The organism is Rhodanobacter panaciterrae (assembly GCF_014651895.1).
In the GTDB taxonomy this organism is placed as follows: domain Bacteria; phylum Pseudomonadota; class Gammaproteobacteria; order Xanthomonadales; family Rhodanobacteraceae; genus Rhodanobacter; species Rhodanobacter panaciterrae.
Map to the genome: position 1 here is coordinate 1,611,164 of NZ_BMXT01000001.1, position 13,198 is coordinate 1,624,361.

Consider the following 13,198-nt stretch of genomic DNA (forward strand, 5'->3'; position numbering starts at 1 on the left):
TTCAGGCGACGCGGCGCGCAGCAGCCGCCGCACGGATCACCGCGGCGTGCTCGACCAGATCGCGCCGCTCCAGCGCGAAGATGCCCATCTGGCCGACCTTGAACTCGATCCAGATGAACGGAACTTCCGGCAGCAACGCGGCCAGCGCATGTTCGCTCTCGCCCACCTCGACGATCAGCAGGCCGTCATCGGTGAGATGGTCAGCCGCCTCGTCCAGCATGCGCAGGCATAGATCCAGACCATCGACACCGGAGGTGAGGCCCAGCTTCGGCTCATGCGCGTATTCGCCCGGCAGCGCGGTGTACTCGTCCTCGGTGACGTACGGCGGATTGGAGACGATCAGGTCGTAACGACGCCCCTTCACGCCGGCGAACAGATCGGACTGGATCGCCTCGACCCGACCCTCGACGTGCTGGAACACGATGTTCTCGCGCGCCAGCGACAACGCCTCGTCGCTGATATCGACGATGTCGACCTGCCACTCCGGGTTGTACTCGGCCATCGCGATGCCGATGCAGCCCGAACCGGTGCACAGGTCCAGCGCGCGCTCGATGTGGCGCTCGTCCAGCCACGGTGCAAAGCCCGACTCGATCAGTTCAGCGATCGGCGAACGCGGCACCAGCGCGCGGCGATCGCTCTTGAACTTCAGCCCGGCGAACCAGGTCTCGCCGACCAGGTAGGCCACCGGCAGACGCTCGGTCACGCGGCGCTCGATCAGCGCCAGCACGTTCGCGCGCTCGGCCGCCGTGAGCTTGCCCGCGCCGTAGGCCGGCGGGATGTCCGGTGGCAGGTGCAGGCTGGCCAGCACCAGATGCGTGGCCTCATCAATCGGGTTGTCGTGGCTGTGCCCGAAGGTGAGTCCGGCGGCCGAAAAGCGACTGGCGCCATAACGGATGAAGTCGATGATGGAGGCGAGTTCGGCAGTCACGGCGATCCAGAGTGCAACAGAATGGCCGACCATTATAAGGCCTGAAGCGGCTCCACCCCGTATACTGGGCGGATGACTTTCAACGTATTCCTGCAGTACATCCTGCCGCACCGCTTCCTGTCGCGCATCGTCTATTGGGCCACGCGCTGGACCTTCGCGCCGTGGAAGAACTGGCTGATCGGCACCATCGTGCGCAATTACAACGTGAACATGGCCGAGGCGGCGCAGCCTGATCCGCTGGCCTACCAGCACTTCAATGCGTTCTTCACGCGCAAGCTGCGCCCTGACGCGCGCCGCGCGGATGCCGATCCGGCTGCCCTGCTCTCGCCTGCCGATGGCCGCATCAGCCAGTCCGGCGCGATCGTCGACGGGCGCATCTTCCAGGCCAAGGGTCAGGAGTACACCACCGCCGAGCTGCTCGGTGGCGACGAGGCTGCCGCCGTGCCGTATCGCAATGGGCGCTTCGTCACCGTGTATCTGTCACCGCGCGACTATCACCGCGTGCACATGCCACTGAAAGGCACGCTGAAGGAAACCGTGCACGTGCCGGGTCGTATCTTCAGCGTGGCACCTTTCGCGGTGGCAGCGATCCCGCGCCTGTTTGCACGCAACGAGCGGCTGGTCTGCCACTTCGAGGGCGAACGCGGCCCGTTCGTGGTGGTGATGGTCGGCGCGATCCTGGTGTCGTCGGTGGCCACGGTGTGGGATGGCCTGGTGATTCCACCGTATGCCTCGTCGATCCGGCGCAAGTCATTCGTCGGTCAGAACATCACGCTGGAGCGCTTTGCCGAGATGGCGCGCTTCAACATGGGTTCTACCGTAATCCTGCTGCTGCCCGAGGGCACCGCCACGCTGGATGGCTTGCAGCCACAACAGGCGGTACTGGTGGGACAACGGCTAGGTCACAGCTGAAGCCAGACCAGGCTTCCACGCAAGCCGGATAACTGACGTCACACGTCATTTTGTGACGCTCTAGGCGCAATTGCAGGAATCGCTTCGCTACGCTCGCCACTTCGCCGCACTTCCCAGTGCGGCCGACACCAGCGTCGAGGGGATCCCATGCAGATACTCACTCCACTTTTCGTGATGATGCGCGCGCGCCAGCTTGGCCGCCAATTTCGCGATATCGAGCGCAGCATCCGGGCGTTGCCCAAGCGCAACCGGGAACGCTTGAGCGCGCTTGCCTTGCGCGAGATCGGCCAGGCTTCGCGCAGCGACTTCCCGCATCTGTATGGCACCGCGCCGGAAGCACGTTACCTGCCCTGGGGCCAAGGCACCGACGCCGGTTACGAGCGCGCCTGTTCGACCAACACCGAAGTGGCGTTGCGCGGCATCGCGCTATGGTTGGCGGTGGCCTATCACGAGACCAAGAACTCGCCGCACAGCAGCCTGCAGCCGCAGCATCGGCAGCTGATGCAGCTGTTGCGTGAACTGAAGGAAGTCCACAGCAGCGGCAACACCGCCGACAACTGGACACAGGAAAGCGCGGTCGCCTGACATCAGGCAACCGCCTGTTCGGCTCAGCGACAGACCGGCAACTTCAGCGTTTTCCCGATAGCAAGATGATGGTGCTTGAGCCCATTCATCTCGGTCACTTCCTGCACGCTTGAGCAATGCAGGTCACGCACGATGCTGATCAGCGTATCGCCCCGGCGCACCTTGTATTGGCTGGTTCCGCGCACCACGGGCGCACTCACCACTGGGACATCCTGCACGACGACAGGTACCACGGCACGATGCAGATCGCCGGCGAGAATCGGCCAGGGGCCATCGACACAGCGTGCTGCGTACGCCTGCTCCAGTGGCTTGGGCAACTGCAACGAGGTACCCACCGGCTGAGTCACCTGCGGATCCAGCCTTGGATTGAGATTGCGCAAGGTGCGGAACCAGCCGTCGTTCATGCCACCAGCCGAACCCAGGCACACCGTCAATTCCGACAGCGACGCCGGTCGCTTCAAGGTGATCGTGCCGGGAATACCGTCGATCTTCGGGAAGCGCAGGTTGTAGCTGTCCGGATGCAGGAACAGCCATGCCGCCGCAAGCACGGACGGCACATAGTCACGGGTTTCCTGCGACAGCTGGTTGTAGATGCGCGGGTCGTAGAAGCTCACCGAGGTGTCGTCGCCGACTGCGCGCCGCATGCGCCCTTCGCCGCCGTTGTAGGCACCGATGGTGAGCTCAAGGTTGTTGTTGAAGATTCGCAGCTGCTCGTTGATGTATTCGGCATTCGCCCGCGCCGACGCCGCGGGATCGAAGCGCATGTCGAAACCGCTGTCGTTGCTCAGACCAAAGCGCATGCCGGTGGCGTACATGAACTGCAGTGGGCCGGCCGCGCCCGAACGCGAGACGGCATGCACCTTGCCGCCGGACTCCTTCGCCATGATGCCGAACAGCAAGGCTTCGGGCAGGTCCGCCTTTTCGTATTGCGGCCACATCTGGTAGCGCAGGTATTGATAGTTGACCCAGGCATCCATCAACTGCGGACGCATCTGGGTCAACCACATTTCCAGCGCCGCCTTGACCGGTCCGTTCATCGCGATCAGTTCGGACAGCTTCTGTCCGTGCAGCAAGGTCACGCTGCGCTGCGCCTGCGGCAGGCTGGACACGCCTCCCTTGCTGGCCGCCAAGGCTGCCTGCGATGGGGCGACGTCACTGTCCAGATCCTGATCGCCGCTGAAATCGCCGTCCTTCAGTCGCAACAGGCGATCGAACACCGAGAAGAACCGCTGCGGATCGCAGCCCGACGTATTGCCGCAGCGCGCTGATGCTTCCTTCAGCCGGTCGAGCGACTGGGTCAACGTCAACTGCGAAGCTTCCAGATTGCCTTCGCGGGACTGCTGCAAAGCGGTCTCGTAGCCCTTGCTGGCCAGGTCGAGCTGACTGTAAAGCGCATTGACCGGGCCCGAGGGTCTGCCAGCGCCCGTACTGGCGCAGGCGCCGAGCAGGCTGAGCGTCACGGCAACCGCTGCCAGACGCATGGAACGAAGCACGAAACACGACGACATCAGAAACTTCACCCGCGGAAAACGCCCACCATAGCTGGCGCAGCGCTTCGACTCAACGCAGCCGCACCACCACGCGACAACATCACCGCGTTGGCTACAATCGTCCGATCACCAACGGATGGAACCCCATGACCGACATTCTGATCGGCCGCAACGACAGCGCCAGCGTCAGCCTCGACCCGCATTACGGCAATCGTCACGGCATGATCGCCGGTGCCACCGGCACCGGAAAATCCGTCTCGTTGATGGTGCTGGCCGAAGGCTTTTCCCGGCTTGGCGTGCCGTGCTTCCTGGCCGATGCGAAGGGCGATCTGGCTGGCCTGTCGATGGCCGCCGCTGAGGCTGGCGATAAACTCAAGGTGCGACTGGACAAGATCAAGCTCACCGACTGGAAACCGCAGGCCAACCCAGTGGTGTTCTGGGACATCTACGGCAAGCTCGGCCATCCGGTGCGCGCCACCATCAGCGAGATGGGCCCGACCTTGCTTGGTCGCGTGCTGGAATTGAACGACACCCAGGAAGGCGTGCTCGAGGTGATTTTCAAGGCCGCCGACGACCAGGGCTGGCTGCTGCTGGACCTGGCCGACCTGCGCGCCTTGCTCACCTATGCAGCCGACAATGCCAAGGACATCTCGACTCATTACGGCCTGATCAGCACCATCAGCATCGCGGCGATCCAGCGCGCGATCCTGAAACTCGAAGGTGACGGCGCCGACCAGTTCTTCGGCGAACCGGCGCTGGAACTGGCCGACCTGATGCGCCAGGACATGAGTGGCCGCGGCATCATCAACGTGCTCGCCGCCGATCAGCTGATCCTGAAGCCACGGCTGTATTCCACTTTCCTGCTGTGGCTGTTGTCCGAACTGTTCGAGCAGCTGCCGGAAGTGGGCGACCTCGATCAGCCGAAAATGGTGTTCTTCTTCGACGAGGCGCATCTGTTGTTCGACGATGCCTCGCCAGCGTTGCAGCAGCGGGTCGAGCAAGTCGTGCGGCTGATCCGCTCCAAGGGTGTCGGCGTGTATTTCTGTTCGCAGAATCCGGACGACGTACCGGGCGTGATCCTGGGCCAGCTCGGCAATCGCATCCAGCACGCGCTGCGCGCGTTCACCCCGCGCGACCAGAAGGCGGTCAAGGCCGCCGCGGAAACCTTTGTCGCCAACCCGAAACTCAACGTCACCGAAGCGATCACCAGACTTGCCGTCGGTGAGGCATTGGCCTCGACGCTCGCCAACGGTGGCGTGCCCACACCGGTGGAACAGGTGTTGGTGACTACGCCATGCTGCCGCATCGGCGCGATCACCGACGCCGAACGCGCCATCATTCGGCAACGCTCGCCGGTCGGCACGAAATACGACATCACCATCAATCGCGAATCCGCTGCCGAGATGCTGGCCAAGCGTGCCAGCGACAAGGCCGTCGATCCCGACAGCGTAGCCACCGGCACGCCCGGCAAGCCTGCCGGCGACGAGCCCGCAGCAGGCTCGTCATGGGGTGGCGCCGTGCACGATGCGCTGTTCGGCACCAAACGCCGCCAGGGCATGATCGAAACCATGGGCAAGCAGATGGTGCGCACTGCCGGCAGCCAGCTCGGGCGGCAGATTCTGCGCGGCGTACTCGGTGGCATCTTCGGCGGCAAGCGTTGAACGGAGGCGAGCATGCCACGCATTGAAGTCGCGGCGGCCGACACGCCATTCGGGGAACGTTTGCGCACCGGCTTCGGTTATCCGCTGCGTGGTGCCGGCCTGGCCACCTGCGTGGTGCTGGCGCTGATCCACTACGTCGGATTGCTGCCCTCCTGGATCGGTGCCCTCGCCAGTGCCTTCGTCTGGGCCGCGACCTGGCGCTACGCCGCCGACTGCATGCTGCACACGGCCAACGGCTATGCCGACCCGCCGAACGTCGGTAGCGACGGTAACAGCGCGAGTGGCTGGGGGCTCACCGCGATCCACTTGCTGATCGTCGCGCTGTGCGTGCTCGCCATCGTTTTTTTCCCGAGCCTGCTGTGGCCCGTGCTGATTCTCTCGGCGCTGGCGCTGCCGGCGATCGACATGTCGCTGGCATTCGACGGCAACCTGGCGTTGGCGCTCAACCCGTTGAACTGGGGTCGCGTCATCGCGGCATTCGGCGCGGCCTATCTGGTACCCGTGGCGATCAACCTGCTGCTCGGCATACTGATCGTGCTGGCCTCGCTCACCAGCGCGCTATTGCCACGACTGCTGGCACTGCCACTTTTCGCTTTCGCCTACACCTACCTGATCGTGCTCGCGTTCCACCTGATGGGCGTAATGATCCACCAGCGCCATGAGCGTTTCGGACTGGAGCCGGAGGCACCGAAGCTGGCCAAAGCTGGCGGACAAGACGCCGACGAGATCCTGCTGGCCGAGGTCGATGCACTCACGCAGGCCGATCCAGCTGCCGCCACCGCGCTGCTGGTCGCCCGGATGCAGGATCGTGTGGCGCCGGCGTCGTTGCACCTGGCCTATCGTCGTTTGCTGCAGCAGCAGAACCTGCGTGACGGCCTTCTGGTACACGGCCAGATCTGGATCGCCGCGCTGATCGCCCAAGGCGAATCGCGCCGCGCGCTGGGACTGCTGCAGGAATGCTGCGGCATCGATGCCAGTTTCGTTCCGGACGATCCGCGAACCTGTGGCGAACTGGCCGATCTGGCGGCGCGGCTGGGCATGAGCCGGATCGCACTGCATCTGTGCAACGGCTTTCTCGCGCACTGGCCGCGCGATGCTCAGGCACCGCACTACGGCCTGCTGGCCGTACGTCAGCTCGCCGAACACGCCGACCAGCATGCCGAAGCGACGGCACTGTTGGACCGGCTCGCGGCAGCATGGCCCGAGCATCCACTGCGCGCCGAGATCGATGCGCAACGACGCCAGCTGGTCGGTCACGCATGAGTCGCTGGCGCCCACCCGCACCCGGCTCGACCGCGATCATCACCCGTGAGGGTTTCGAGCGACTCAAGGCCGAACTCGACCATCTGTGGCACGTGCTGCGCCCGGAAGTGGTGAAAGCACTCGCAGCTGCAGCGGCCGAAGGCGACCGTTCGGAGAACGCCGAATACATCTACCGCAAGAAGCAGCTTGGCGAGATCGATCGCCGCGCGCGCTATCTGACCAAACGAATTCCCTCACTCAAGGTGGCCGAAGGCGCGCCAAGCGATCGCGGGCAGGTGTTCTTCGGCGCCCGCATCGAACTCGAGAACGTCGATACCGGCGAAATCCTGCGCTACCGCATCGTCGGCCCCGACGAGACCGACGCCAAACTCGGCTGGATCAGCATCGACTCGCCGCTGGCCCGCGCCGTATTGAAGAGGCGCGTCGACGACGAGTTTCTGGCCGAACTGCCGGGCGGCCCGGCAGAGTTTGCGCTGCTGGCGGTGGATTACGACTAGCGCACTGCGGAGCGGACACATCGCACCGGAATCAATCGTCTGGACGTCTGCGCCTAATGCGACAACAACGGCTGCGAAGCGTGCCGATAGTCCTTCTCGATCTGCGCCAACCTTGCCTGTCGTGCCTGCGGACTGACCCACTGGCCGTGTTCGGCCTGCTGCCGCAACAGCGTGTACTGCATGTCGACGAAGGGCTGCAGCACATGATTGTTCTCGGACGCGAAGCCACCGAGATCGGGGATGCGCGCCAAACTGGCGCGCTCGCGCACCCCGGCTTCACCGCTGCCTTTGCCATAGGCGAGAAGAAAGTCAGCCAGCTGCCGACGCAGCGATTCGGGCATCCCTTCACGCAGCACCAACACGCCGGACGGAATCAGCGACGAACGCCAGATCACCTTGAGCTGGGCGGCTTCCTGTGGAAAGTTGCGCCGGAACAGATCCATGTCCGGATTGTTGCTGCTGGCCACATCCACTTCGCGATTGACCACGGCCAGCAAGTTGCTCTGGTGGTCACCGACGCGCACGCTGCCGAAAAACGTGTCGGAGTTGAGGCCGTGCGGCGCGAACACGTAGGCTTCCGGCGCCGTGTAGCCGGTCACCGACAAGTGCTCGCTGCGGGCGTAACGCCAGTGCCCCTGCGCGGCCAGCAGATCATCAAGACTGTGGATGGAGCTGTCGCTGCGCACCACCAGCATGGCGACGTTGCCCTTGGCGCCATCGTTGCGCACGAACTGGGCAAACACCTGCATGTGCTGATGCGAAACTGCCTCGACCGCCAGCTTGCCGGAGAGAAACGCGACGTCCACCCGCTGCGCACCGATCGCGTCGGAAAGACCGGCATAGCTGCTCGCCGATACGGTTGTCACCCGGCGACCCAGCCGCTTCTGCAGATCGTCCAGCAGCGGTCGCCACTGCTCCAGTGATTCGGCGGCGCTGCCGATCGGCAGAATGCCGAAACGGATCGGCGGCACAGAGGCCGCACTCCTGTCGGCTGCCGCTGCACTGCCTGCGCACAGCAGCAAACCCAGCATCAGCAACCCCGGAGCGATCCGCACCAAAATCCATGGGTCGGATCCGAAGCGCCACCAAGATCTTGCGATGTTCAATGCGCCAGCCCCTGACTCGCCCCTGTTCCATGTATATAGTCGCGAACGCGGATCGGAGCAAGCTGCCACCAACGACGTTTAGCCAGGCGCCGGGAAAGCAGGCGGATATTCGCGACCGGCACGGCGCGGCTGGTAGCAAACCGTGCTGCGATGAAATGCCTCGTCCGCATTGTCGACATGCCAGCCCGGAATCCCCGATAGCGGCAACGGCCGCAGTTCCAGCGGATCGTGCAGTAACCGGCCTGACACAATTGCCTCGACGCAACGGGCAGACACGCATCCGGCATCGACGTCGCCGGTCGACTCGAAGACCAGCGCCTTGCCCACCAGCAACTTGTCCGGATTCAGCGCAAGCTCCAGCAGCGCATGCCCGAACAGTTCCAGCCGGATCGAACCGTCCAGCCACGCCTGCCGGTGACGCCAGAACAGGCCGTGCCAGTCGTGCGCATCCCACAGCGCCAGCAGCGCCGGATCACGCACTTCGACGATGACGCCGCCCTCATCGAAGTGCGTCATCGCGTATTGCGCGCGCGAGCGCTGCTTTGGCCCCATGCGGGCTATCTCGACCATCTGGCGCTGGTTCAGCACTTGCTTCAGCGCCGGGTAGCGCAGCCATACCAAGGCATTGAGCAGGTCATGCCAGTTGCCATCGCGGGTGGCGATTTCGCCACGCTCGGCAATACGCTGTTCGTAGTGCAGGCCATCGGCCAGCAGGTCTGATGTTTGCGCCACGAAGTGATGCGCCATGCCTGCAGGCAGGTGATGGTTGAGTGCCTCGATGGATGGCCATTCGGCACCTTCGAGCAGCGTGGCATATTCGCGCCACGCCGTCAGTGGCGACCGACCGAACACCGCCGGATCGACCGCCTCGCGCGACGGCGCGTGGTAGCGCATGCGATCAGCCAGCGAGGCGCGCGTGCAGGTCGTGCTCGCTGGCGGCTTCGATCACGACGTCGACGAATTGACCGGGTTTCAGTTTCTGGCCATCGGCGATCAACACCGTGCCGTCGATCTCCGGCGCATCCGCCGCGGAACGCGCAACTGCACCCTCGGCACCGGCCTCGTCGACCAGCACCTTGATGGTGCGACCGATCTTGCGCTGCAGCTTGGCCGCGGAAATTTCCGCCTGCACCGCCATGAACTGTTCGAGGCGATCTTCCTTCAGTTCCTCGGAAACCGGATCCGGCAATTCGTTCGCCTTGGCGCCGTCCACCGGCGAATAGGCAAACGCACCGACGCGATCGAGCTCGGCCTCGCGCAGGAAATCCAGCAGCTCCTCGAACTCGGCATCGGTCTCGCCGGGAAAGCCGACGATGAAGGTGCTGCGGATGGTCAGATCCGGCACGAGCTTGCGCCAGTTCTGGATGCGTTCCAGCGTCTTTTCGATATTGCCCGGGCGCTTCATCAATTTGAGGATGCGCGGGCTGGCGTGCTGGAACGGGATGTCCAAGTACGGCAGGATTTTCCCTTCCGCCATCAGCGGCATCACCTCGTCCACGTGCGGATACGGATAGACGTAATGCAAGCGCGTCCACACGCCCAGCTCGGACAGACCTTCGCACAGTTCGGTCATGCGCGTGCGGTACGACTTGCCGCGCCACTCGCGTTCGGCGTATTTCAGGTCGACGCCGTAGGCGCTGGTGTCCTGCGAGATCACCAGCAGTTCCTTGACGCCACCCTTGACTAGGCGTTCGGCTTCCAGCAACACCTCGTCGACCGGGCGCGAAACCAGATTGCCGCGCATCGACGGGATGATGCAAAAGCTGCAGCGGTGATTGCAGCCCTCGGAAATCTTCAGGTAGGCGTAATGCTTGGGGGTCAGCTTGACCCCGGTGTCCGGCACGATATCGAGGAAGCGATTACGCTGCGGCGGCAACGCGGTATGCACCGCGTTCATCACGCTGACGTAGTCCTGCGGGCCGCTGATCGACAACACGTCCGGATACGCCTCGCGGATCAGCCCCTCGCGCTTGCCGAGGCAGCCGGTGACGATGACCTTGCCGTTCTCGTTCAGCGCGGTGCCGATCGAATCCAGCGACTCCTGCACCGCCGCATCGATGAAGCCGCAGGTGTTCACCACCACCGCATCCGCCTCGCCATAGCTGGGCACGATTTCGTAACCCTCGACCTTGAGCTGGGTAAGGATGCGCTCGGAGTCGACCAGCGCCTTGGGGCAGCCGAGACTGACGAAACCGATCTTGTGTGCGGCCTGTGACATGGGCTTGGATTACCGTGAAAACGTGCGGGGAAACAGGCGATTATACGTCAGTGCCGGCGAACGCACCGGAGCGCTAAGCTCGCGCCCTTCAACCAAGCGGAAACCCCCATGGGCCAGCAGATCAACCTACCCACCACCCGCACCCAGTGCATCGGCGCGTATCTGGCGCAGCCCGAGGGCACGCCGAAAGGCGGCATCGTGGTGATCCAGGAGATCTTCGGCGTCAACGCGCACATACGCAGCGTCGCCGATCGCTTCGCGGAGCACGGCTACACCACGATCGCACCAGCGTTCTTCGATCACCTCGAAACCGGGGTGGAGCTGGGCTACGACGAAGCTGGCTACGCCAGGGGCAAGCAACTGGTCACCGAACTGGGGCTGGATCGGGCACTGGAAGATGTCGCCAGCGCGGCCGAGGCGATCGCCTCAGCGGGAAAGATCGGCACCGTTGGCTATTGCTGGGGCGGCACGGTCGCGCTGCTTTCCGCGTTACGGCTGGGTCTACCGTCAGTGAGCTATTACGGCGCACGCAATCTACCCTTCCTGCATGAAGTACCGAAGGCGCCGGTAATGTTCCACTTCGGCGAGAAGGATCAGCACATCATGCCGGAAATGGTGGCCAAGCATCGCGAGGCGCTGCCACAGATGGAGACGTTCACCTACCCCGCCAATCACGGCTTCAACCGTGATATCGGTACGCAATACGATGAAGCCAGTGCCCGTTTGGCCATGCAGCGCACGCTGGCGTTCTTCGAACAGCATCTGGCCTGCGCATGAGCGACGCCGGTTTCGTGCTCGATCCCCGGCTGGAAGCGGATACCCACCCGGTTACCTCGCTGCCGCTGTGCGACCTGCTGCTAATGAACGACGCACGCTATCCGTGGCTGATTCTGGTGCCACGCCGTGCCGACCTGGTCGAGATCACCGACCTGGACGCCGGCGAACAGGCCACGCTATGGCAGGAAGTGAACCGCACGACCGCAGCACTGCGCGCTGTGGCGCCCTGCGACAAGCTCAACCTCGGTGCGCTCGGCAATATCGTCCGGCAGCTGCATGTACATCTGGTGGCTCGCCACGTCGGCGACGCAGCGTGGCCTGGCCCAGTATGGGGTCACGGCCACACGCAACATTACAATGACGCTGAGTGGAAACGACTGATCGAAAGCCTGCGTGCGGCCATCGGCCCGAGGGTGCCGCCCCCATAAGCAAAACGCCTGCATGTATCATGCAGGCGTTTGCAAACCCCTTGCTAGCCCCAAGCGGCACTCGCATCAGCGAACAAAGCCGAGCAGCCTATTCTCAACGTCAACGCTAGCGCCGTGTCAGCTCAGTGTTGCTGTTGCTGTTGCGCGGCCTGATCCACGCTGTCACAACCAGCTGCGGTCTTGCACTTCTGACCATCATCAATCACTGCCGGCGCGTGGTAGTCCTCGAGCCGACGTGCTTTGGTTTCCTGCGGGTTGATCTTCGTCAGCGTGCCACCGTCTTCGTAATAAACGATAAAGCCATAGTCGAGCTGCATGCGAGCCATGTACTGCAGATGCTGCTTGCGGACCTTCGAGTCATCACTTGGCGCAAGCAGCACGGTCTTCGGCAGCTTGCCCTGATCCTTCAAGTAGGCGAAATGGCTGCCGGTATCCAGCGCCGAGAGTACGGCACCGTCAACGAGGAACTGACCGCCCTTGTAAGCCTGAATGGTGGTGTCGAACTGCCCTTGCGCCGAGGCCGTGCTGATTTCACCCTTGGTGCTGCCGCGGTGGCAACCGGCGAGTACGAGCAGGCTGCCCAGGATGAGCACGGCCGTGGCGCGCGTCAGCAGTGTGGAAAAACGGATCATGCGGGTCTCCTGGCAATCGTTCAGTTGAATCAGATGGAGTGTAACGCCGCACCGCGACAATCGCCGCGGCGCGAAAGTGTGCCGTTCAGCCGCGCGCTCAGGTACGCGGCAACGTCACGCCCTGCTGGCCCTGGTACTTGCCGCCGCGATCCTTGTAGCTGGTCTCGCACTCCTCGTCGGATTCGAGGAACAGCATCTGTGCCACGCCTTCGTTGGCGTAGATTTTTGCGGGCAGTGGCGTGGTGTTGGAGAACTCCAGCGTCACGTGACCTTCCCACTCCGGTTCCAGCGGCGTCACGTTGACGATGATGCCGCAGCGCGCGTAGGTGCTCTTGCCGAGACAGATCGTCAGCACCTTGCGTGGGATGCGAAAGTACTCGACGGTGCGTGCCAGCGCGAATGAGTTCGGCGGAATGATGCAGACGTCCGCCTCGACATCGACGAAGCTGGACGGGTCGAATGCCTTCGGATCGACGATGGTCGAGTTGATGTTGGTGAAGATCTTGAACTCGCGCGCGCAGCGCACGTCGTAGCCGTAGCTGGAGGTGCCGTAGGAAATCAGTTTGTTGCTGTCGCGCAGCTTGACCTGGCCTGGTTCGAACGGCTCGATCATGCCGTGGGCTTCGGCCATGCGGCGAATCCATTTGTCGGGTTTGATGCTCACGCGAACTCCGGTAAGTAGCAATACGGCCCGGTCAGAC

At 63.6% G+C, this 13,198-nt stretch carries 14 protein-coding genes; 7 read left to right on the forward strand and 7 right to left on the reverse strand.

Going from position 1 to position 13,198, the window contains the following annotated elements:
* Position 1 precedes the first annotated feature (1 nt).
* A complete protein-coding gene (gene prmB, locus IE071_RS07500) occupies positions 2-961 on the reverse strand; it encodes a 50S ribosomal protein L3 N(5)-glutamine methyltransferase (RefSeq protein ID WP_189440480.1) in 960 nt (319 codons plus the stop codon).
* Between the two features lie 39 nt (positions 962-1,000).
* Between prmB and asd the strand changes: the two genes are divergently transcribed.
* Complete coding sequence (gene asd, locus IE071_RS07505) at positions 1,001-1,840, forward strand: archaetidylserine decarboxylase (protein WP_189440481.1); 840 nt, start codon at positions 1,001-1,003, stop codon at positions 1,838-1,840.
* Positions 1,841-1,987: 147 nt separating this feature from the next.
* Positions 1,988-2,425 carry a hypothetical protein gene (locus IE071_RS07510; RefSeq protein ID WP_229792789.1) on the forward strand — a complete coding sequence of 146 codons (438 nt, stop codon included), beginning with the start codon at positions 1,988-1,990 and terminating at the stop codon, positions 2,423-2,425.
* Between the two features lie 23 nt (positions 2,426-2,448).
* Here the strand turns inward: IE071_RS07510 and IE071_RS07515 are convergent, their stop codons facing one another.
* Complete coding sequence (locus IE071_RS07515; RefSeq protein WP_189440482.1) at positions 2,449-3,933, reverse strand: lytic transglycosylase domain-containing protein; 1,485 nt, start codon at positions 3,931-3,933, stop codon at positions 2,449-2,451.
* 128 nt (positions 3,934-4,061) lie between these two features.
* Between IE071_RS07515 and IE071_RS07520 the strand changes: the two genes are divergently transcribed.
* The 3 genes from IE071_RS07520 to greB are packed head-to-tail and all read left to right on the forward strand — an operon-like array spanning position 4,062 to position 7,336.
* Positions 4,062-5,576: a helicase HerA-like domain-containing protein gene (locus IE071_RS07520; RefSeq protein ID WP_189440483.1), complete on the forward strand. Its 1,515-nt coding sequence runs from the start codon at positions 4,062-4,064 to the stop codon at positions 5,574-5,576.
* Positions 5,577-5,588: 12 nt separating this feature from the next.
* Positions 5,589-6,839 (forward strand): tetratricopeptide repeat protein, encoded by a 1,251-nt coding sequence (locus IE071_RS07525; RefSeq protein ID WP_189440484.1) that lies wholly within the window; start codon positions 5,589-5,591, stop codon positions 6,837-6,839.
* Positions 6,836-7,336 (forward strand): transcription elongation factor GreB, encoded by a 501-nt coding sequence (gene greB, locus IE071_RS07530; RefSeq protein WP_189440485.1) that lies wholly within the window; start codon positions 6,836-6,838, stop codon positions 7,334-7,336. Before IE071_RS07525 ends, greB begins: the two co-directional genes overlap by 4 nt.
* 53 nt (positions 7,337-7,389) lie before the next feature.
* On the opposite strand, the gene phnD is transcribed toward greB, so the two are convergent.
* The 3 genes from phnD to rimO form a co-directional block, all read right to left on the reverse strand.
* On the reverse strand, positions 7,390-8,367 hold the full coding sequence (gene phnD, locus IE071_RS07535) for a phosphate/phosphite/phosphonate ABC transporter substrate-binding protein (protein ID WP_189440486.1): 978 nt from the start codon (positions 8,365-8,367) through the stop codon (positions 7,390-7,392).
* Positions 8,368-8,520: 153 nt separating this feature from the next.
* On the reverse strand, positions 8,521-9,336 hold the full coding sequence (locus tag IE071_RS07540) for a DUF3025 domain-containing protein (protein ID WP_189440487.1): 816 nt from the start codon (positions 9,334-9,336) through the stop codon (positions 8,521-8,523).
* Positions 9,337-9,340: 4 nt separating this feature from the next.
* Positions 9,341-10,660: a 30S ribosomal protein S12 methylthiotransferase RimO gene (rimO, locus tag IE071_RS07545; protein ID WP_189440488.1), complete on the reverse strand. Its 1,320-nt coding sequence runs from the start codon at positions 10,658-10,660 to the stop codon at positions 9,341-9,343.
* Positions 10,661-10,768: 108 nt separating this feature from the next.
* On the opposite strand from rimO, the gene IE071_RS07550 reads away from it, so the two are divergent.
* Together IE071_RS07550 and IE071_RS07555 are read left to right on the forward strand one after the other, a co-directional pair.
* Positions 10,769-11,437, forward strand: a complete 669-nt coding sequence (locus tag IE071_RS07550) for a dienelactone hydrolase family protein (RefSeq protein ID WP_189440489.1) — start codon at positions 10,769-10,771, stop codon at positions 11,435-11,437.
* On the forward strand, positions 11,434-11,865 hold the full coding sequence (locus IE071_RS07555) for an HIT domain-containing protein (RefSeq protein ID WP_189440490.1): 432 nt from the start codon (positions 11,434-11,436) through the stop codon (positions 11,863-11,865). Before IE071_RS07550 ends, IE071_RS07555 begins: the two co-directional genes overlap by 4 nt.
* A gap of 122 nt (positions 11,866-11,987) precedes the next feature.
* On the opposite strand, the gene IE071_RS07560 is transcribed toward IE071_RS07555, so the two are convergent.
* Both IE071_RS07560 and dcd read right to left on the reverse strand, forming a co-directional pair.
* The gene (locus tag IE071_RS07560) at positions 11,988-12,497 is read right to left on the reverse strand and encodes a hypothetical protein (RefSeq protein ID WP_189440491.1); all 510 of its coding nucleotides are present in this window, start codon (positions 12,495-12,497) and stop codon (positions 11,988-11,990) included.
* 97 nt (positions 12,498-12,594) lie between these two features.
* A complete protein-coding gene (gene dcd / locus IE071_RS07565; RefSeq protein WP_189440492.1) occupies positions 12,595-13,161 on the reverse strand; it encodes a dCTP deaminase in 567 nt (188 codons plus the stop codon).
* Positions 13,162-13,198 lie beyond the last annotated feature (37 nt).